Source organism: Streptomyces sp. SCSIO 30461 (genome assembly GCF_037023745.1).
Classification (GTDB): domain Bacteria; phylum Actinomycetota; class Actinomycetes; order Streptomycetales; family Streptomycetaceae; genus Streptomyces.
The window spans coordinates 4,166,051-4,184,692 of the sequence record NZ_CP146101.1 but is presented as its reverse complement, the minus strand read 5'-3'; the positions used below and the strand labels follow the sequence as shown (position 1 = coordinate 4,184,692).

Here is an 18,642-nt window from a genome sequence, read left to right as displayed (position 1 = left end):
GCGGCAAGGTGACAAGGCATTCCGCGGGCAGTACCGGAGGCGCGCCGTCTTGGTGATGGAGTCAGCCGGTGCCGGGCCCCCGGGTGAGACCTTGGGCACCCCTGCCGCGCGACCGGCCGCACGACACCCCTCGCTCCGGGACCGGGAGGCATGCCGCTGTTCCCTCCCGGCCTCGGGAGGCAGCAGCGCCTCGGGAGGTAACAGCGGCATGACGGCGACCGGCGGGAGTGTGCCTTCGCGGTGGCTACCGCGGGCTCTGCGCGAATACCGGGCCGCGCCAGGAAACGGCAGGCTCGGGCAGGGCCCGCATCGGGAGGGCCCTCATCGTGACGGCCCTGGCCTGGCATCCCACGGGGACCCTGGTCACCAGTTTGCGATGCGCACCGAGGAGGTTCACATCCCAGTAGCTCCGGTCGTAGCCGATGCCGATGGCGACGATGCTCCGGTTCATCAGGACCCTGTAGACGGTGTTGGTGGGGTCCGGGTCCGTCGCCTTGTCCGCGAAGTGGCCGTCGTGGGTGTATCCGAACGCCATGAACTCGGAGATGAGGTTGGAGTACAGACCCGCCTGGGACATGCGGGACCGCAGGTCGCGACCGTCACTGCCCATGGAACTGAGCTTCTTCATGGTCGCCATGTCCTTGGCATGCGAACGCCCGGCCTGGCTGGCCCGGTCGGAGATACGCAGAGCGGGTAGGCCCTTGGCGAGGCGCTCCTTGTTGATCTCACAGGTGATCCAGTCGACATTCGGGTAGTACGGCGGCAGCAGGACTCTGCTGCCGGTAGGGGACGAGCCGTCGGCCGTGTGCGCGGGGACGGTGGTGGCTCCCCACAAGGCGGCGGTGGACAGAGCGACGGACATCGCTGTGGCCAGGGTCTTCACGATGCTTCCTCCGATGGACGCAGGCAAGCGAGCCTCGCGTTGCCGTTGTCGTCACCGTGGCATGGTCCTGACTGTCCGTCAGTCGCTGACACGCCGTGATCACCTGCATCGGCGACACCTCCGGTGTGCCGGCAAGGCCAACCGCCGGTCGGGCGGCCGGACCTGCTCGGCATCGCCGCGGGCGGTGTCGAACCACCCTCCTGCCGCCGTTCGCAATCGTCCCCGAGTCCCCGAGTCCCCGAGGCGACGAGAGGCGTTCAGCGGCACGGTGCTCGTCCCGGATCGAGCGTGCTTGCCGGCCACGTAGGCGGCCAGTCCCGGGAACGCCATCCGGCCCGCCACCGAGGAGACATTGAGGATGTGCCCGTGGCCCTGAGCACGCATCAGCGGCAGCACGAGCCGGGTGAGTCGCCAAGGACCGACCAGCAGTGTCTCCAGTTGGTCGCGCAGCTCGGCGTCGGACACCTCCTCGACCGCGTCGAAAAGCCCGCACCCGGCGTTGTTGACGAGGATGTCGATGCCGCCGAGAGAGTCGGCGGCGCTGCGGACGGCCTCCTCGCAGGAGGCGGAGTCGCGCAGTTCGAGCGGGACTGGGATGATGTGGTCGGGCCAGGCGGCGGACAGGCGCTCCAGGTCGTCGACGTTGCGGGCGGTGACCGCCAGTCGATGCCCCTCCCGCGCGGCCGCGGTGGCCAGAGCGAGGCCGAGTCCCGACGAGCACCCCGTGATCAGCCAACGACGTTCCACCGTTCCCCCCGAAGAGACAGACGGCTTGTCCGCACGGTCGGCGGACGCGCGGCATCCGTCGTGCCGGTCGCCGTCGCCGCTCAGCCGTGTCCCGATCCCGTTCATGCTCACCGGTGAGCAGGGCCTTCGGCCATCCCTCTCGTGGAGGCGTGAGGTGGCGCTCGGGCGCGTTCCGGGGCGCACGGGGGGCCGGACCACGATGGTGGACGAGGCCGCCCGCAGGGCTCCGGCCGTCGTGCCTCTGAGCACGGTGCCGCGCCCCCGGGTGGCAGGGGCGCGGCACCGTGAAGCGCAGCCGCCGGCGAGGTGTTCCCGGCCGGTGGCTCGTTCGCCGACTCGGAGCTCAGGCCCGACGCAGTTCGAACCGGTCGAGGTTCATCACCTTGTCCCACGCTGCGACGAAGTCACGGACGAACTTCGCCCCCGCGTCCCTGGACCCGTAGACCTCGGAGATGGCTCGGAGCTGGGAATGCGAACCGAAGACGAGGTCGACCGCGGTTGCCGTCCACTTGACCTGGCCTGTGGCACCATCCCTGCCTTCGAACACGTTGGCGTCGGAGGCCGACGTCTTCCACTCGGTGCCCATGTCCAACAGGTTGACGAAGAAGTCGTTGGTCAGTGCCTCCGGCTGGTGGGTGAAGACGCCGTGCGGCGACTGCCGGAAGCCGGCGTTCAGCGCCCGCATGCCGCCGACCAGCACCGTCATCTCCGGAGCGGTGAGGTGCAGCAGGTTGGCCCGGTCCAGGAGGAGGGTCTCCGGCGACAGCTTCTCGTCCGCCCGGATGTAGTTGCGGAAGCCGTCCGCCCTGGGTTCGAGTACGGCGAACGACTCCACGTCCGTCTGTTCCTGGGAGGCGTCCGTGCGCCCGGGTGCGAACGGGACCGCGATGTCCACCCCGGCGTTCTTGGCCGCCTGTTCCACGGCCGCACAGCCGCCCAGGACGATCAGATCCGCCAGGGAGACCCGGGTTCCGCCGGACTGCGACTGGTTGAAGTCCTGCTGGATCTGTTCGAGAGACCTGACGACTTCTGCCACCTCGGGCAGATCGTTCACCTCCCAGTCCTTCTGCGGCGCGAGCCGGATCCGCGCCCCGTTGGCCCCGCCGCGCTTGTCGGTGCCGCGGAAGCTCGCCGCCGAGGCCCAGGCGGTGGCGGCCAGCTGGGAGAGGGACAGCCCCGACGTGAGGATCCTGTCCTTCAGGACCGCGATGTCCTTGTCCGTCACGAGTGCGTGGTCGACCGGGGGTACGGGGTCTTGCCACAGCTGCGGCTCGGGCACCCACGGCCCGAGGTAGCGCGAGAGCGGCCCCATGTCGCGGTGCAGCAGCTTGTACCAGGCTTTGGCAAACGCTGCCGCGAGCCTGTCCGGGTTCTCGTGGAAGCTCCTCGCGATCGGCGCGTACACGGGATCGACCTTCAGAGCCAGGTCCGTCGTCAGCATCATGGGTGCGTGCCGTTTCGACGGGTCGTGCGCATCGGGCACACTGCCCTGGGCCGAGGCGTCAGTCGGCGTCCACTGCTTCGCTCCGGCCGGGCTGGTCGTCAGCTCCCAGTCGTAGCCGAGCAGATTGTCCAGGTACCCGTTGTCCCACTTCGTCGGCTCGGTGGTCCACGCGCCCTCGAGACCGCTGGTCAGCGCGTCCGCGCCCTTGCCGCTGCCGTAGCTGTTCCGCCAGCCGATGGCCTGCTGCTCGATGGGGCTGGCCTCGGGTTCCGGGCCGATGTACTCGGGATCGACGGCGCCGTGGCACTTGCCGAACGTATGGCCGCCGGCGATGAGGGCAACGGTCTCCTCGTCATTCATCGCCATGCGCCCGAACGTCTCGCGGACATCCCTGGCCGCCGCCACCGGATCCGGGTTGCCGTTGGGACCTTCCGGGTTGACGTAGATCAGTCCCATCTGCACGGCGCCCAGAGGACCGGAGAGTTGCCTGTCGCCGCTGTAGCGCTCGTCGCCCAGCCAGGTGTCCTCCGGGCCCCAGAAGATCTCCTCCGGCTCCCAGATGTCCTCCCGCCCGAAACCGAATCCGAATGTCTTGAACCCCATCGATTCCATGGCGCAGTTGCCCGCGAAGACCAGGAGGTCGGCCCAGGAGATCTTCCTGCCGTACTTCTGCTTGACAGGCCACAGCAGGCGGCGCGCCTTGTCGAGGCTCGCATTGTCGGGCCAACTGTTGAGAGGTGCGAAACGCTGGGCTCCGGCGCCGCCGCCGCCTCGCCCGTCGGCGATCCGGTACGTCCCCGCGGCGTGCCAGCTCATCCGGATGAAGAGCGGTCCGTAGTGGCCGTAGTCGGCCGGCCACCAGTCCTGGGACGCCGTCATGACCTCGAACACGTCCTGCTTGAGTGCGTCGAGGTCGAGTGTCGCGAACTCCTCGGCGTAGTCGAAATCCGCATCCATGGGGTTGGACTGGGGGGAGTGCTGGTGGAGCACCTGGAGATCCAACTGGTTGGGCCACCAGTCCTGGTTCGTCTTCGGGTGAGTCCCCGTCGGAGCCGGGGAAGGGATCGCTGGACTCTCGGATTCGCTGCCGGACACGTTCGTCCGCCTTCCTGTCTCGGTGTTTCCCTGTGGCGATTTCCTGCTCTTGACGCTTCTTCGGACTTCCGGGTCGAGGGAACCGACCCGTGCCGCCCGTAGCCCGCCCGTGTATGGCGCCGTCGAATGCGCGGTCCGCGGCGTCCGTATGGTCGCGCACAGCGGACTGCGCCGCTACGAGAACACGCAGAGCATCCCAGGCAACAAGAATTCACCGCCCCCGGACTTGCCGGGAAACGGCCGACTCGCACAACGTGCATTCGGTTTCCTCGCCGGAACCCTGTGTAAGAATGGCGCCGTCAGCACCATCCGCTTATCGGTCCGGCCGGCCTCGGTCGCCTTGGAATCGCGTACTGCCGATGGAAGCGGGGGTGATTCCCCGCTGAATTCCGTGCCCGTTCAAACCCGAGCAGGCGAATCGATGTGAACGGCCTGCCGGAGCGGTCGCGGGGCGCGGCCGGGGGATGAAGGACGGCGCCGAATCGTCGCCGAGGCCCGTCCTGCGAAGGTGGCCGTGTCGGGGCTCAGAGTCCGGTGACCTTCCCGCTCGCCGTCAGCTCGTATACCAGGGTGACCGTGCGTCTGCCACCGGGCGCCAGCCTGATGTCCCAGCTGACGATGCCTTCGGCGTCCACCACGTCGGGCGGTGGGGAACACGCTTCCGTGCGCAAGCGCACCTCCACCGCCGAGACCTCGGAGACTGGAATCCGCTCACGAAGGACGATCACCTGTTCGTCGCGCTCACTCGGTGCGGAGAACCGGGACACATGCAATCGGACCGTGCGGGTGACCACGGTCCGCTGCGTGATTCCGGAGGTGTCGCGGGACTCTTCGGCCAGTCTGATCACACGGTGGTCGTCCACGCTGCCGAAGGCCAGTTCCGCTGCGGCGCCGGGGGCGGTGAAGTCCAGTGTTCCGCGGCCGGTGAACCCGCTGTCACGGATCAGGTCCACGGGTCCTGCGAGCAGCGCGTGACCGGAGTGGTTGTCGAACCGCGCCACTTGCGTGACCAGCGGGGACAGCTCGGGTGAGCAGGCGTACTCGCTGCGGGCGGATGTCATGAAGACGCAGACGGGCACCCGGTGCCCCCGTCCGTCGCCCGGCACGGACACCGGCTCCGCGGCTTTCAGCACCCGTACCTCGCCGCCGTCGTCGACCCCCGGCAGGCCGAGGACGGGAGACGGCCCGAGGTCCCCGATGCGCTCCTCGCGCAGCTCGATGTCGATCGTGCGGCGCTCCGCGGCGCTGCGCTCCCTGAGGGACAGCCGGTCCTCGTCCAGCCGGGGAGGCTCGGTCGCCCGTGCCGACCGGGCCGTCGACAGCGCCAGTCGCACGTCCGACCAGTCCTCGCCGGTGCGCTGCCACACCATCGCATCGGTCTCCAGTGTCAATGAACCCCCCTTCAGCACGGCCCGGTAGGCGGGTCGCCACAGGGCGCACGGCGTCAGGTGGCTCAGCCTGAGCCGCGCCGGCCCGGCTCTCCTCGCCTGCACGGTCAGCTCCACATGGCCGACCAGTTCCGTTGGTGACTCCTCGGCAAGGGCCAGTGCACTCTGTGCGTCGGCGAGTTCGGCGGCCACAGCCGCCAGCCGGGCGTCGACGCCGCGTAGTTCCTCACCCGAGTCCTCCCGCTCGCCGTCCACCCGGTCCAACTCATCGGCCCAGCGGTCCGGTTCGGCCATCCCGGCCCCCGCACCCTCGCCGATGTCCCTCAGCAGATCGGCTGCGAGCCGACTCAGCGCGTCCATGCGGGCCGCCAGGCGGTCCTTCCGCTGCCCGAGTGCCAGCCGTTCCTCCTCGAGGCGGTGCACACGGTGGCGCAGGGCCGAGTCCTCGTCGCCGGGCGGCAGGGGGGCCCGCGGCGTCCAGGTACGGACGATCCGGACGTCCAGTACCTTCACCGGATGGTCGGGGCGTTCGGTCGTCAGCTCGGTGTGCAGCGTGCGGTCGACGGCGAGTGCGCTGATCGGTCCCAGACGCAGCCGCTGGACCCCGGCCTCCAGTTCGACGACTCTGGCGCGCTCCACGTGTGCTCGGTCCTCCAGGCACGTGACAGTGGTGACGGGGAGGGGCAGCGGGGTCGGCGTCGTGGTCGAGGCGTGCATCAGATCCTCCGGTTGCCGCCGGCCAGAGCCTTGCCGGCCGGGATGCGGACCAGGTAGCCGCCGTCGAGGGCAGCGGAGCCGCCGGCGGGCAGATCGACGCGCCAGAGACGGATCCCGGGAGCGTGGTCGGGCCCTTCGCCGCCGTCGGGCACCGTCCAGTCGGCCCGCTCCTCGAGCCGGACATCCGGTTCGGAGGTGACGGGAACGCGCTCGCGGACCTCCACGGTGACGGGCTTCGCGAACCGGTTCGCCAGCTCCACATGGACCCGGTGGTCGAGGACGGTGGTGTTCCCGCGCAGCCCCGAGGTCGACTCGTGGAACTCCGTACGGCGAGTGACCCCGATGGCCTCGGCCGGCCCGAGTCCCACCCGCCGGATCCCGCCGGGGGCGAGCGTGGGCAGCCCGGCGGTCAGTACGAACTCGTCGTCGACGCTCACCTCCACCGGGCCGGCCAGCAGAGCACGATCGGTGGCGTTGGAGAGCACCAGGGTGGTGTACACCGTCTCCTCGACGGATGGCACGCAGACGTACTCGGTGCGCAGTCCGACCGGGATGTCGGTGAGGGTGACGGTGTGCCAGGTGCCGTCGGACGGGATGTCCGCGCGCGCGGCGGCGTCGAACCGATGGTCGAAGGACCCGGCCGCCTCACGTGGCCGTACGGCGTGTGCGGGGAGCGGCAGTGCGGCGACTTCCTCTGCCCGGCTTCGGGACTCGGCGGCGACGAGGTCGTCGCCGGTGGGGAACAACCGGCCCCGCCGACTGCGCTGCCGCTCGTCGGGTCCGCTCAGGACGAGAGCGGCGTAGTCGAGTTCGCTGCCGCTCGGCCGCGGCGGACCGGCCGTTGGCTCCTGAGGCGGAGGTACGGGGCCTCCGGGGGCAGCGGGCGGCATGGGTACCGGGGCGGAGAAGGCCATGCTGCGTGACGGGGGTCCGGGGCGCCCTGCCATCACCGGTGCCGCGGGGACGGGCATTGCGCCACCTTCCACCAGGAGCCCTGGAGGCGGAGCTCCGTAGCCCTGGGGAGCGGGCGGCGGAGGCGGGAAGGCAGCGGTTCCGGAGACGGTCCCGGCAGCAAGGTGCGCGGAGCCCGCTCCGGCGGCATCCGCAGGACTCGGGCCTGCCGCGTCGTATCCGGCGAAGAGGTCGGTGAGCCCCGCGGGGGGCTCTCGCCAACCGGAAGGCGCCACGGTGGGCTGACGGCGTCCGATCCGGATGGAGCGGAGCTTCGGCAGATCGGTGCGGCGGCCCAGGTCGGCGGTGGAGACGGCGACACGTACCCGTGTCCAGTCCTCGCCGGTGCGCTGAGCGATCGAGGCGCGCAGTGCCAGGCTGCCACTGTCATCGCCCTGACGGTGGACGAGCCGATAGGACGGTACCCACACGGCGCCGGGGACCCGGTATTCCACCTCCACTTCGACCTCGGCGTCCGGATCGCACATATCGTCGGTGTCCCGGTCCTGGCCGAGCGTCAAGGCCGCGCAGACCGTCGTCGCCACCTGATCCTGCAGGCTGTCGGAAGAGGCTCGTTCCAGCTTGTCCTCGGCGACCCTCAGTGCGTGCTCCGCCCTGAGCGACGCCTTCTCAAACTCCATGAGCCGGGCATGACCGGCCGTCAGCCGCTCGTCGACGAAGTCGGCAAGCGCGAGCCACGAATCCGTAGGGGTGCTGCGGTGCGGATCGTCGCGCTTGCGGGGCGGCGGAACCGGACGCAACGCCGCGACCTCTTCGAGCAGAGCCGACTGCCGGTCCCTGCGTGCCGCCGTCGCGGCGTACGCCTCCCGCAGTCGTTCCACCTCGCGCCACAACTCGTCGGTGCCCTCGGGTGCGGCCGGACCCGCCTCGATCACCACCCGGGCCTCGACGACCCGGACACCGGCAGCTCCCAGGACCCGTGCCCGAAGCGAACCGGCATCGAGCGAGCGGGGCAGCCCCGTCACCCGCACCCGGCCGTCCGGCGGCACCCGGCCCCCGGCGAGTCTGCGGCAGACCGCGCCCCGCGCGTACACCACCACCGAATCGAGGCCCGATCGCCACCTGTTCGCCGCCTCAGCCGTCATCCGTTCCGCCCCCCGCCGCGTCCAGGTAGCGAAGCCTACGCGAAAGGCAGGCGAGTCCGGCCGCGATCCTGGGACACTCCGGACCGCCCGCGCCGCACCGGCTGCCGACGTGTCCGGCTGCTCGGACAGAGGTGCTTCGGAGCACCCAGCCGAGATGTCTCGTCGCCGGTCCCCCGGGCGAACGAGCCGGTCCGGCGCCGTGTCCACTCGCGACTGGGGCGCGGCGTCAGACGGTTCCCCGGACCACACCCCCGGACGGTGGCGGGGATGCCGCCGGGGGGGTGGGGAGCACGTGGAACAGGGTCTGCGTGCCGGTGATTTCCAGGACGCGTCGAGCCTGTTCCCGTAATCCGCGCAACTCCAGGACACCGCCTTCGGCCTCTGCACGTCTCCGTAGGCGCAGCAGCATGTTGAGGCTGGTGGAGTCCATGAAGGTGACGTCGGAGAGGTCCAGGGTGAGGATGCTGCCGTGGAGCGGCAGGCTGTCGGTGGCCCGGGCCACCCCTGGACAGGCGTCGAAGTCCAGCTCGCCCGTCAGGGAGACCACGATGCGCCCGGAAAGCCTGCTGATACTCATGTCGAAGTCACGCATGACAGGGACCGCCGTTCGGGAACAGAGCCCATCACGGTCGGCTCCCCGGGGGGGGTGCCTCTATGTCTTTCGTCAAGGCACTCCTGTCGGGTTTGGGGTGGTTCTGGGTTGCTGGGGTTATGCAGCGAGCTCGACGTCCGCTGGCGTCCGGGATTCGTAGAAGGTGCCGTCGCGGAGCATGGCGAACAGGACGCTGATGCGTTGGCGGGCGAGTCGGAGGAGGGCCTGGGTGTGGGTCTTGCCGCGGGCTCGCTGGCGGTCGTAGTAGGTGCGGGAGGCCGGGTCGGCGTTCATGCAGGCGAAGGCGGAGAGGAACATCGCGCGTTTGAGTTGCCGGTTGCCGCCTCGGGGTGCGTGTTCACCGTGGATCGAGGTGCCGGACGACTTCGTGGTCGGGGCGAGGCCGGCGTAGGAGGCCAGGTGGGCGGCGGTGGGGAAGCTGGTGCCGTCGCCGACGGTGACCAGCAGGACGGCGGCGGTCCTGACGCCGACGCCGGGCATCGACGTCAGGACCGGGGAAAGAGGGTGGGCCTCCAGGAGGGTGTTGATCTGGGCCTCCATTGCCCGGCGCTGGGTGTGGACGGCGGCCAGGGATGCGGCCAGAGAGGGGATGACGAGGTCGAGGGTGCCGGTGCCGGGGACGACAACGGTCTGCTCGTCGAGCGCGTCGAAGATGTCGTCGATCAGCCGCTGGGCCATGCGGGGGGCTTTCGGGCGGATCAGCTCAACGAGTCTGCGGCGGCCGGCCTTGCGCAGGGCGGCCGGGGAGCCGTAGCGCTCCAGCAGCCAGGTCACGGCGGGGTGGTCGAGGCGGGGGCCGAGGACGCGCTCCAGGCTGGGGTGGAACTGGGTGAGCAGGCCGCGTATCCGGTTGCTCGTGCGGGTGGCCTCGGCAGCAAGGTCCTGGTCGAAGCCGACCAGCACGGTCAGCTCGGCGGTGATCTCGTCGGTCAGTTCCAGCGAGCGCAGGGTGTGCGGCATCGTCCGGGCGGCGTCCGCGATGACCGCCGCGTCCTTCGCATCGGTCTTCGCCTCGCCCGGATACAGGTCGGCGATCCGCCGCATGGCGAGTCCGGGCAGGTAGGCGACCTTGCAGCCGGTGTCGCGGGCGACGGTCAGCGGGAGGGCGCCGATCGAGGCGGGCTGGTCCACGATCACCAGGACGGTGCCGAACTTCGCGGTCAGTTTGTCGAAGACGGCCCGCAGTTTCGGCTCGCTGTTGGGCAGCTGCTTGTCGAGGACCTTCTTCCCGGCCGGGGTGAGTCCGTGGCCGTGATGGCTGCTCTTGCCGACGTCCAGGCCGAGGAACACGCCCACGTCTTCGGTGTCGAACATCGCGCCCTTCCAGGGGAGTTGTCCAGGCCGGCCTTGGCAGTGGTGTCGTACGCGCGCATCCACGTTATGCAGACCTGCCGCCCGCGAGCTGTCCGGCGTTGCGCCGGACCGGGCGGTGGCCGGACCTCTCATCAGCGTCTCCGACGGCACCTCCCGGGCCCGGTGACACCACCCCCCAGGTCATCCGTTCGACAGGGGGACACAGTCATGCCGGGCCCGGAGGCCAGCGGCCCCATTGCGGAGCCGCAGAAAACATAACGGGGGAGAAGGCCGTCAAGCACACGGCATCGGTGCCGTGCACAGCCGAGCAAGACCACCCGTACCAAACGACGGCCACCACGGTGACCACCCAGCGACGCGGGGTACCCCACCAGACCAGGCTGGAGACCTCATCAGCGTGGCACACCGCGGTCCCGCCCCGCCAGCCTGCGCCACCGCGCCGACTCATCCGGATCGGACACCATAGAGTAAAACCCCGCAAAAGCAAGCAGGATCCGGCCGGGTGTACAGGGGTGCGCTCTCACCTATGCCGAGAACGCAGTGCAAGAGGTGTTCCCGAGTCCGGGCCCTTGCGCTTCCCGGCGCCGTGCCGCGAAGTGACGGGGGCGGGCTCATCCCTGAGCGTGGTCGGCGCATTGAGCGACGACGCCGCGGAGGCCGCCGGTTCGGGCGATCAGCTCTCGCAAGCCCGGTGGCGCGTGCGGTGGCGTGGCTCAGTCGCGGCTGTCCTTGTCGCTGCTCGGCCAGACGCCTGTCGCACGGTGCACGATCTCGGCCCCGGACCGGTCGATCACGCTGCGGACGACGGCGAATATGGCGCCCTGTACCGCAGCCGCCAGTAGGATCTCGCCCCATCCCCGGTCACGGTCGAGCGCGTCGGGCGCGTTGTCCTCGTGGCGGAGCGCCTTCCACGCCTTCTGGAAGGCGATTCCGGCAAGTGTGCCGCCGCCCCAGCTCAGGGCGAAGCCGACCGGCTTGTAGGCGAGCGGTACCTTTCCCCGCCTCTTGAGCTTCATCTTGTTCACGGGTCCCCTTTTTCATCGTTCATCGTTCATCGTTCATCGGGGGAGGATGTGCCCATCATGTCCCATGATCGATACTCCTCCGGGTAACCAGTGGGAGTCTCCCTTGCGGGGGCGGTCGGTCGTCGTCGGAAGCCCCACCGTACGTGGCCGTGCGGCAGCGTCGACGTGTGTCTTTCACCTGACCGACAGGGAGGCGCTCAAACCCAACGTGCGGCCCCGGGTGGCTGCCTCCTGGAACCGGCCGGTCTCCGGGAGCAGGGTCGGTGGGGTTCTGGTCAGAACGAGTTACGGCGCCGTGGACGCTGTGGACGCCCGTCCGGGTCGACGAGGGCGCGGTACAGCGGCATCGCGAGCGCCCGCTCCCAACGCGAGAGCCGCGGCGCCCGACAGGCGCGCAGACGTCCGGGCGGCCTGGGGCCCGGGCAGCCGCGTTCGTACCAGGAGTCCGGTGCCGCGGCGGCGGAAGTGAACGCATCGAACGTGCCTCCGGGGTCGCGTAGTTCGTCCGATGCCTCTCGATCGCGCGGTGCCTCCCGGCCCAGGTGCTCGCGTACGAGCAGCAGCCGCAGTTCTCTGGCGAAGCGGCGCGCGCCGTCGCCCAGTCCTCCGGGGTCCTGTGGTTCCCGGGTGTCCGCTGTGTCGTCCACAACGGCGCAGCTGAGTTCGGAGTCATGTGTCCAGGACCGCAGGTTGACGTTGTCCGAGCCGACTGCCGCCCACACGTCGTCGATCACGCAGACCTTGACGTGCACGTACACCGGTGTCCCGGCGTGGTTCACCACCCCGTACACCGCGACCCGGCCGACTGTGATTTCTCGGGGAGTTCACCGTGCTCTCGGCCATGGCGGCTGAGCCCGGCCGGGTGTTCACCCGCAAGCTGACCGAGGCACAGGGTGGGACGGTCTCGGTGGCGAGTACACCGGGCCACGGCTCCGTCTTCACCGAACGGCTCCCGCAGCGGGCTACCGTCCGGTGATCCTGCCGCGGCACACCACGGCGCGGCGGTCGGACTCTCAGGGCGCGCGGCGAGCGCGCCGGTTCAAGCGGGGAATCCGGTCGAAGACCGCGGCGAGCCTGGCGGCCTGGTCGAAGTGGGCCGCAGGGCGGGAGCGGTCACCGTCGAGGTGGGTGAGAGTCTCCATGCCGAGGTAGAACGCCACTGCCGCGCTCGCCAGCACGGGCACGCGTACGACGGACGTGAGCGGTTTGCCGCGCAGGAGTACGGTCAGCAGTTCCTCGGCCAGCTCCTCCCAGTTCCGGGTCTCGACGGCAAGTCGGGCGGCGAGCCTCGACTCGGGCCTGGCGCCGGAGTACAGCTCATGTACTGCGGCGATGTGCCCGGTCTCGACGTCCTCGTTGTACAACTCGCGCAGCCGCGCGACCGCGTGAGCGGCCCGGTCCGTACCGGACAGCTCGGTGCGATAGCGTCGGATCCGGGACGCGCTGGTCCGCATCAGGGCTGCCACCAGCAGATCGTCCAGGTCCGCGAAGTGGTAGTAGATCACCCCGGGCGCGAAGCCGCCGGTCTGGGCGATCGCCCGTGCGGTGGTACCCCCGTGACCATTGCGGACGAGGCAGGCGAGGGTTGCCTCGAGGACGCGGTCACGCGTGTCAGACAACGCGCACCGGCCGGACCCCGCGGGCGGCCGGGTGGCCTTCCAGTCGGCGCGCGAGTTCCGGCAGGTGATGGCTGGGCACTCGGGGGTAGAGATGGTGCTCCAAGCGGTAGGTGAGCTCCAGGAACACGGCGGGGATGATCCTCCCGCGCAGTGTGCGGGTCTGCGTCAACGGGGTGTCTCCGTAGTCGTGGTGCGGAAGGTACACGGTCAGAAGGGGGTACACCCAGCTCCCGACGATTGCCATCAGCGTATAGACCAGCACCCCTGGCGTGTGGGGGAGTAGCACCACTCCCGCGCCCAGGGCGGCGAACGGGGCCGTGGCTTCGGCGAGAAGCCAACGGCGGTCGCGCCCGCGCCGGTAGGACCAGAACCACAGGCGTACGAGAAACACGGGTCCGTAGGCGATGGCGCCGAGCAACGACAACTCGGCCGGATACCCCTCCGGGTCGTCGGCGTGCGGGAAGATCCGGTGGTGCTGGGTGTGCGTGGACCGGTACGCGTGTCCGCTCTCCAGCAGGACCAGCCCCATACCGAACAGCGCCCAGTCGGTGGCGCGGGGAGACAGGCCGAGCGTGCCGTGCACCACGTCGTGGGTGACGGTCACGACGGCGACGAAGACACCGAAGAGGATCAGGGGCGTCAGCCACCACCAGCCCAGCCGCACGGCGCCTGCGAAGCACAGCACGCCGGCGCCGGGACGGCAGAGGGCGACGATCCGCTGCCTGCGGGTGGTGACCAGGAGATCGTCGTCCAGGGCCGCGAGGGACGGCAGCACTGGTGCCGGGGGTCCGGACGCCCGAGGTGCCGGAGTGGCAGGTGTGACGGGAGTGGTGGATGGTTCCGGCTCGGCGGCCGGGTCGAGCGGAGTCATCAGGCCCATCCCTTCTCCTTCAGCATGCCGTCGGCGACGATGCGGCTGCCCAGCACGCAGGCGACCGTACCGAGGCCGGGCCAGGTCGAGTCGCCGACGAGCCACAGCCCGGGGCCACCGAGATCGTGCGGAACGGCGTGCTGGTTGGTGTTGCGCAGGTTCTGGCGCACTCCGCCCACTGCTCCCTCCGGACGGAAACCGAACCGCTCGTAGCTGAGTGGCGTCCCGGTCTGCGTGAACACGGCTCGCTCTCCCAGCCGTGGGTACACCCGCCGGGCCAGGCCCACCAGCCGCTCGCCGGCCTCCTTCTTGCGTTGCTTGTACGCGGTCCGATCGAGGCCGCGCCAGGCGGTGAGGTCGGTGTGGGTGGAGATCATCACCGCCCGGTGCCCGGGCGGAGCGCTGAGCGTGTCGCCTGGTGCGGACACGGAGACGAACATGTTGTTGCCGTCACCCAGAGGGCGGGCGTACGACTGCAGGACTTGGTGGTGTGTGAGGTCCTGGCCCGCCACCTCCGACTGCGGTACGCCGAGGAAGACCACGGTCGCACCGCCCATCGCGTCCGCGTCCCGACGCAGGTACGTCCGCAGTCTGCGGGCGACAGGGAGTCCCGCGCAGATCGACGCGGTCGTCGCGGCGGGGACCGCGCAGACGAGACGGCGGGCGTGCAGCAGACCCTGACGGGTGGTCAGCCGATAGGAGCCGGGGCCGCCTTCGACGCACGCGACGCGGCAGCCCACCCGGAGCGAGCCGCCCAGGCCCCTGTAGTGCTGCACGAGTACACGCCAGAACCCGTGCATGCCTCCGGTGTGCCTGCTGAGCCCCGCGCCACGGATGGTCACCCCGAGCGCGGCATTGATGAGAGGCGCGTCGTCGACGCCGGTGTGCACCGTGTCCTCGACCAGCATGCCGAGAAGCCCGACGAGCGCGTGGTCCTCCCGCAGGGAGTGGTCCCGCAGGGCGTCTCCCAGGGTCCGGTTCAAGTGGCGCGCGAGCAACACGCCGGGCATCCCGACGGCCCGCAGATCGCGCAAGGCGTCGGCAGGGCCGCGTACGGGAAGGCGTATGCCTCTCCGGCTGGCCTGCCAGAAGGTGTCTGCCAGGCGGTCCAGCAGGGCCCAGAAGCGGCGGTGGGCCTCGCTGTCGCCGAGCTTGCGCAACCGTTCGTCATGCCACGCGGTGTGGTCCCGGTGCAGCACGACCTCACGGTCCGGCAGGAAGACCCGGTAGCCGGGGAGTTCATATGCGTCGAGCGGTGGGATGCCTGTGGCTTCCAGCAGTTCGCCGCCGACGCCGCCGGGGCCGAAGTCGACCAGGGTGGTAGCGCCCACGTCGAAGGAGAAACCGTGCTTCCGGTAGTACCCGGCGCAGCCTCCCGCGTGGCCGTGTGCCTCCAGCACCAGCGTGGACAGTCCGGCCGCCTGTAACCGCAGAGCCGTCGCCATGCCTGAGATGCCGCCGCCTATCACGGCCACATCGGCATGCTCCCGAACGTTCTGAACGCTTGTTCTGAACATGCGTTCAGAATGGGCCGCTTCACTCATCGAGTCAAGAGCGTTGCCGAGGAACGGGTCGGCGGAGCAGGTGTGTTCTCTACGCCGTCCACTCGCGGACGGCCCCGGCCCCGTGTCCCGGCAGCAGCCGACCCAGGCCGTGCGGCGCGCCGTGACGGACGGATCCCGGTCAAGCGGGTCCGGTACCCGTCACGTCGAGTGCTGCCACGGGGTGGCGATCCCGAGGGGGCGCCACCGTCCTGTGCCCGTCGTACCACTGTCGCGAACCTCGCACACGGTGCGGCGGCCCGTCCGCCGCGCTCCGGTCGGCGCGGGACGTGTGTGCCCTGTTGCGTGATGTGCGGATGAGTATGCGTGGGCACACAGGTGAGTAGGAGTACTCAGGGCACAACGATCCATGTCATCCACAGTGGTGGGCGGAACGACGACAGGAGCTGACATGTCCCTCACCCGCAGCAGGACCGACCGACTCGACGGTGTCTCCGCACCCCGCAGGGGGCGGGCTGCCACAGCCGCCGCGGCCTGTGCGGCCGTTGCGGCGGCGGTCGTGCTCACCGGATGCTCCATCCAGGACGACATCTGCAGCGAAGGCGAGTACCCCGTGATCGCGGTGGGGGACACTGGTGCGGCCTGTGTCCCGGACAAGGAACAGCCTCCGAAGGGCTACGTCCGCTATCCGCAAGGCAAGGAGCCGAAGAAGGTCGACGACGAGTGGGACGAGTTCTGGCGTACCCACACGGTCGACGAGGAAGGCAGCATCATCGACGCGCCCGGCGCGAGCTGACCGCGGTCCTTCCCCACCCGCCGACGGCCCACCGGCCGTCCTCGTGACCGGCCGGCTTCAGAGCCCACTCGTTTGCCCGAGCGCGGGCATCGGAGTGTTCACCGGAGCCGGTCCGAACACCGCGTGGGACAGCACTCTGACGGGTGTCCGACGTGCGCTCGAGTGCACCCGACGTCGACCGAAGGCGGCCCGCTTCCTGCCGGCTCGGGCTCCTGGACCAGCAGGAGTCGCTGGTCCGCGGCATCGCCGCAGGGCCCGACGACCGCTGCGACCGGCGCTGTTCCCGCCACCGTGCCGGAGACGCCGAGACATCGCCCGTCCGCGGTCCGCACCCGGTAGTCCGCGGCACGTACGGTGCCTGAGACATGCGTATCGGCCGTCTCGAGCCGCTCGAAGCTGAACACCTGGGTGGCCATGTTGCTGCGGCAGTCGCGCCAACAACATCACCGCGGCGGCGATCACATAACCGGGGCCAGACGATCGAGACTTGCAGCTACCGTGACCGAGCCACCGTACCCTTCGGATGGATCACACACCGCGATCGTCACGTTACCGAGAAGCCAGAAGAATGATTCGATCGTCTTCCTGGAAATCGATCCTGACATCCTTGTCCGGATTGAGGTGGACTCCAAAACTCGGGGGCCGCCCCATCTCATCCGATTTAAAGTATCCCATGGCGATCCATCCGCTCCGCTGGGCCCGCTCAATTATCGAGGAAAAGAAAATTCTGCCCCACGGAAAAGGTGTGTCGGTGAGGAGTGACGAAGGGGATGCGTACAAAATTCTCGCATCCATCAGCTTTCCGAGAACTCTATAAGAGTAGGCGTGGCTGCCGATCTGGGATATGAGTCCAGCCGACAGAGAGTTGAGGTCCACGATGTCGACGGCGCCAAAAATGGCGGGGTAGTCAATCTGTGCCACTTCATACATCTCTGCGATCTTTGCCCCCCGAAATTCTTCTATATGGGAGAGCTTCATGAGCCTCGCAAGCGTGAGGCAGTCCGCTTCATTCGGTTCCAAACCCTCTTCGGCAAGCAGGATCACATGTGTATAGCCCCCCATGGGCAAGGCGTCGAGATCATCCAACTGTGAGATATCCACATCCAGACGGGAAACTTTTGCCCCATGTGATGACCGGGCCGGGCTTTCACTCTCTCCGGAATCATTCCTCCAATCCTCATCCCCATCCCCTTGAAAGGCGACATTGATCATCGAATCTCTACTCGTCGACTTATTGAGACGATCAAGAAGGGGACCCGCACGCTGGTTCCATCCAATGACAAGCACTCTACTTGAGTGAGCGCCGGCTTCGGTCAACCCCTCCGCAGAGGCAGCTCGGTCGATTGGATTGTCATGAGTGCGCGGCAAATTTGAGGAGGTTCCGATGTCTTCATATACGCGACTTCCCTCCCTGGATATGAAGACAATCTTGTCACCGCTGCGTATCTCGGTACCCAACGCAGGCGGGAGTTCAATGTGGCCTCCCGCACTCAGCAGGCCTATGGGTGTGGAATGTTTGTACCTGCGGGTTATGCTCCCAAACTGCAGTCCGTTCACGTTCGGGTCGCGTTTCGCGTATATTTCATTCTCTGCGAAATTTAGAACCTCTCGACAGAAGTCAGGGAAACCGGGAAGGTGGAGCGTACGCGCAGTGATCCGAGAGAGGCGATCATTGAGACGGATGATCTGCAGTTCGTCGCTCGCGAGTTGCAGCATCTCCGCAGTCTCCATATCCCACACCGCAACACGAGTGTGCACGGTCACCCTTTTCTCGATCTCAATTTGTCTGAGGTGTAGAAGGGTCTTCAGCAGGCGGGGACCTTCAAGCGGCATAAGAATGATCGATCGGGCAGTTGCAGGGCTGACCAGATCCAGGTCTGACCTGCGTGATGGGTCCCCAACACGGCAAATCAGCTTCTTGGAAGAGAACTCTGACGGGCGGGTGCGTATTCTATCTCCAACCTTCTCATTGGTTTCCTTGTCGGCAAGGAGGACGATCGAATGCGGCTGCTTATCCGCAAGCAGCTCTGAAATGACCCTGAACCCGAACTCGGACCATCCAAGCAGGAGAACGTGACCGCCCTCCATTACTTGAGACCTCCCCTTTTGGTAATCCAGGATACGTGAACGAACCCTGTAGTTTATCACGCCTATCATGGAGCTCAGGAAAAGCAGTTGAATCATTCCGATGAATATCTCTATGAGCCGCGTCTGCCATTTCTCGTCATACAATTTAGGGCGGCTCAGTCGAAATAGTTCAGCAATGTGAATCAGTGACTGATTCGTCCAGTCGTAGAAGAATCCATTTCCGGTAGGAAATGTGACGGCCACAAGGGAGCTGAATATGATGGTAACGGTTATGCATATGGCGACCAGGGCCAGAGAGAGTGCAATGAAGCCATGACTGACAAAAAACGTCTCCACATGATAGTGGAGTCGCCTCAACGTGAGCTTCTGCGATGTGAAGATCCGCATCCCCTGCCCTCTCCAATCTGCTGGACCGGAGCGAAGTTCGGTGCGCAACCCCTATTCGCCCTCCCTGTGACTGGAAAGCAGAAGCGTTGCTTGGCC

General features: G+C 68.2%; 15 protein-coding genes. 2 read left to right on the top strand and 13 right to left on the bottom strand.

What is annotated here, in order from left to right:
* Window positions 1–244: 244 nt before the first annotated feature.
* From V1460_RS18555 to V1460_RS18515, 9 genes are all read right to left on the bottom strand, one after another.
* On the bottom strand, window positions 245–883 hold the full coding sequence (locus V1460_RS18555) for a CAP domain-containing protein (protein ID WP_338674764.1): 639 nt from the start codon (window positions 881–883) through the stop codon (window positions 245–247).
* A 99-nt stretch (window positions 884–982) separates the two neighbouring features.
* Window positions 983–1,630 (bottom strand): SDR family NAD(P)-dependent oxidoreductase, encoded by a 648-nt coding sequence (locus tag V1460_RS18550; protein ID WP_338674763.1) that lies wholly within the window; start codon window positions 1,628–1,630, stop codon window positions 983–985.
* Window positions 1,631–1,973: 343 nt separating this feature from the next.
* On the bottom strand, window positions 1,974–4,169 hold the full coding sequence (gene katG / locus V1460_RS18545) for a catalase/peroxidase HPI (RefSeq protein WP_338674762.1): 2,196 nt from the start codon (window positions 4,167–4,169) through the stop codon (window positions 1,974–1,976).
* Window positions 4,170–4,693: 524 nt separating this feature from the next.
* Window positions 4,694–6,274, bottom strand: a complete 1,581-nt coding sequence (locus V1460_RS18540; protein WP_338674761.1) for a DUF4139 domain-containing protein — start codon at window positions 6,272–6,274, stop codon at window positions 4,694–4,696.
* Window positions 6,274–8,331 (bottom strand): DUF4139 domain-containing protein, encoded by a 2,058-nt coding sequence (locus tag V1460_RS18535; protein WP_338674760.1) that lies wholly within the window; start codon window positions 8,329–8,331, stop codon window positions 6,274–6,276. Before V1460_RS18535 ends, V1460_RS18540 begins: the two co-directional genes overlap by 1 nt.
* Before the next feature lie 226 nt (window positions 8,332–8,557).
* Window positions 8,558–8,923: an STAS domain-containing protein gene (locus tag V1460_RS18530; protein WP_338674759.1), complete on the bottom strand. Its 366-nt coding sequence runs from the start codon at window positions 8,921–8,923 to the stop codon at window positions 8,558–8,560.
* A 117-nt stretch (window positions 8,924–9,040) separates the two neighbouring features.
* Window positions 9,041–10,258 carry an IS110 family transposase gene (locus V1460_RS18525; RefSeq protein ID WP_338674758.1) on the bottom strand — a complete coding sequence of 406 codons (1,218 nt, stop codon included), beginning with the start codon at window positions 10,256–10,258 and terminating at the stop codon, window positions 9,041–9,043.
* A 713-nt stretch (window positions 10,259–10,971) separates the two neighbouring features.
* A complete protein-coding gene (locus V1460_RS18520) occupies window positions 10,972–11,274 on the bottom strand; it encodes a DUF4235 domain-containing protein (protein WP_338678096.1) in 303 nt (100 codons plus the stop codon).
* 284 nt (window positions 11,275–11,558) lie between these two features.
* On the bottom strand, window positions 11,559–12,065 hold the full coding sequence (locus tag V1460_RS18515; protein WP_338674757.1) for a hypothetical protein: 507 nt from the start codon (window positions 12,063–12,065) through the stop codon (window positions 11,559–11,561).
* A 47-nt stretch (window positions 12,066–12,112) separates the two neighbouring features.
* On the opposite strand from V1460_RS18515, the gene V1460_RS18510 reads away from it, so the two are divergent.
* Window positions 12,113–12,259 (top strand): hypothetical protein, encoded by a 147-nt coding sequence (locus V1460_RS18510; protein WP_338674756.1) that lies wholly within the window; start codon window positions 12,113–12,115, stop codon window positions 12,257–12,259.
* 37 nt (window positions 12,260–12,296) lie between these two features.
* Here the strand turns inward: V1460_RS18510 and V1460_RS18505 are convergent, their stop codons facing one another.
* From V1460_RS18505 to V1460_RS18495, 3 genes are read right to left on the bottom strand one after another with little or no spacing between them, the layout of a single operon-like run.
* On the bottom strand, window positions 12,297–12,902 hold the full coding sequence (locus V1460_RS18505) for a TetR/AcrR family transcriptional regulator (protein WP_338674755.1): 606 nt from the start codon (window positions 12,900–12,902) through the stop codon (window positions 12,297–12,299).
* The gene (locus V1460_RS18500) at window positions 12,895–13,782 is read right to left on the bottom strand and encodes a fatty acid desaturase (protein WP_338674754.1); all 888 of its coding nucleotides are present in this window, start codon (window positions 13,780–13,782) and stop codon (window positions 12,895–12,897) included. The genes V1460_RS18505 and V1460_RS18500 overlap by 8 nt, the downstream gene beginning before the upstream one ends.
* A complete protein-coding gene (locus V1460_RS18495; protein WP_338674753.1) occupies window positions 13,773–15,290 on the bottom strand; it encodes an NAD(P)/FAD-dependent oxidoreductase in 1,518 nt (505 codons plus the stop codon). Before V1460_RS18495 ends, V1460_RS18500 begins: the two co-directional genes overlap by 10 nt.
* Before the next feature lie 436 nt (window positions 15,291–15,726).
* Between V1460_RS18495 and V1460_RS18490 the strand changes: the two genes are divergently transcribed.
* Window positions 15,727–16,071 carry an SCO0607 family lipoprotein gene (locus tag V1460_RS18490; protein WP_338674752.1) on the top strand — a complete coding sequence of 115 codons (345 nt, stop codon included), beginning with the start codon at window positions 15,727–15,729 and terminating at the stop codon, window positions 16,069–16,071.
* A 549-nt stretch (window positions 16,072–16,620) separates the two neighbouring features.
* On the opposite strand, the gene V1460_RS18485 is transcribed toward V1460_RS18490, so the two are convergent.
* Window positions 16,621–18,546: a CASTOR/POLLUX-related putative ion channel gene (locus tag V1460_RS18485; RefSeq protein ID WP_338674751.1), complete on the bottom strand. Its 1,926-nt coding sequence runs from the start codon at window positions 18,544–18,546 to the stop codon at window positions 16,621–16,623.
* Between the last annotated feature and the right edge of the window lie 96 nt (window positions 18,547–18,642).

Bases quoted from the DNA above. Each gene is read 5' to 3' on its own strand.
- V1460_RS18495 (WP_338674753.1), bottom strand. From the start codon at position 15,290: ATGTTCAGAACAAGCGTTCAGAACGTTCGGGAGCATGCCGATGTGGCC.
- V1460_RS18490 (WP_338674752.1), top strand. From the start codon at position 15,727: ATGTCCCTCACCCGCAGCAGGACCGACCGACTCGACGGTGTCTCCGCA.
- V1460_RS18485 (WP_338674751.1), bottom strand. From the start codon at position 18,546: ATGCGGATCTTCACATCGCAGAAGCTCACGTTGAGGCGACTCCACTAT.
- V1460_RS18525 (WP_338674758.1), bottom strand. From the start codon at position 10,258: ATGTTCGACACCGAAGACGTGGGCGTGTTCCTCGGCCTGGACGTCGGC.
- V1460_RS18540 (WP_338674761.1), bottom strand. From the start codon at position 6,274: ATGCACGCCTCGACCACGACGCCGACCCCGCTGCCCCTCCCCGTCACC.
- V1460_RS18520 (WP_338678096.1), bottom strand. From the start codon at position 11,274: ATGAAGCTCAAGAGGCGGGGAAAGGTACCGCTCGCCTACAAGCCGGTC.
- V1460_RS18530 (WP_338674759.1), bottom strand. From the start codon at position 8,923: ATGCGTGACTTCGACATGAGTATCAGCAGGCTTTCCGGGCGCATCGTG.
- V1460_RS18535 (WP_338674760.1), bottom strand. From the start codon at position 8,331: ATGACGGCTGAGGCGGCGAACAGGTGGCGATCGGGCCTCGATTCGGTG.
- V1460_RS18500 (WP_338674754.1), bottom strand. From the start codon at position 13,782: ATGGGCCTGATGACTCCGCTCGACCCGGCCGCCGAGCCGGAACCATCC.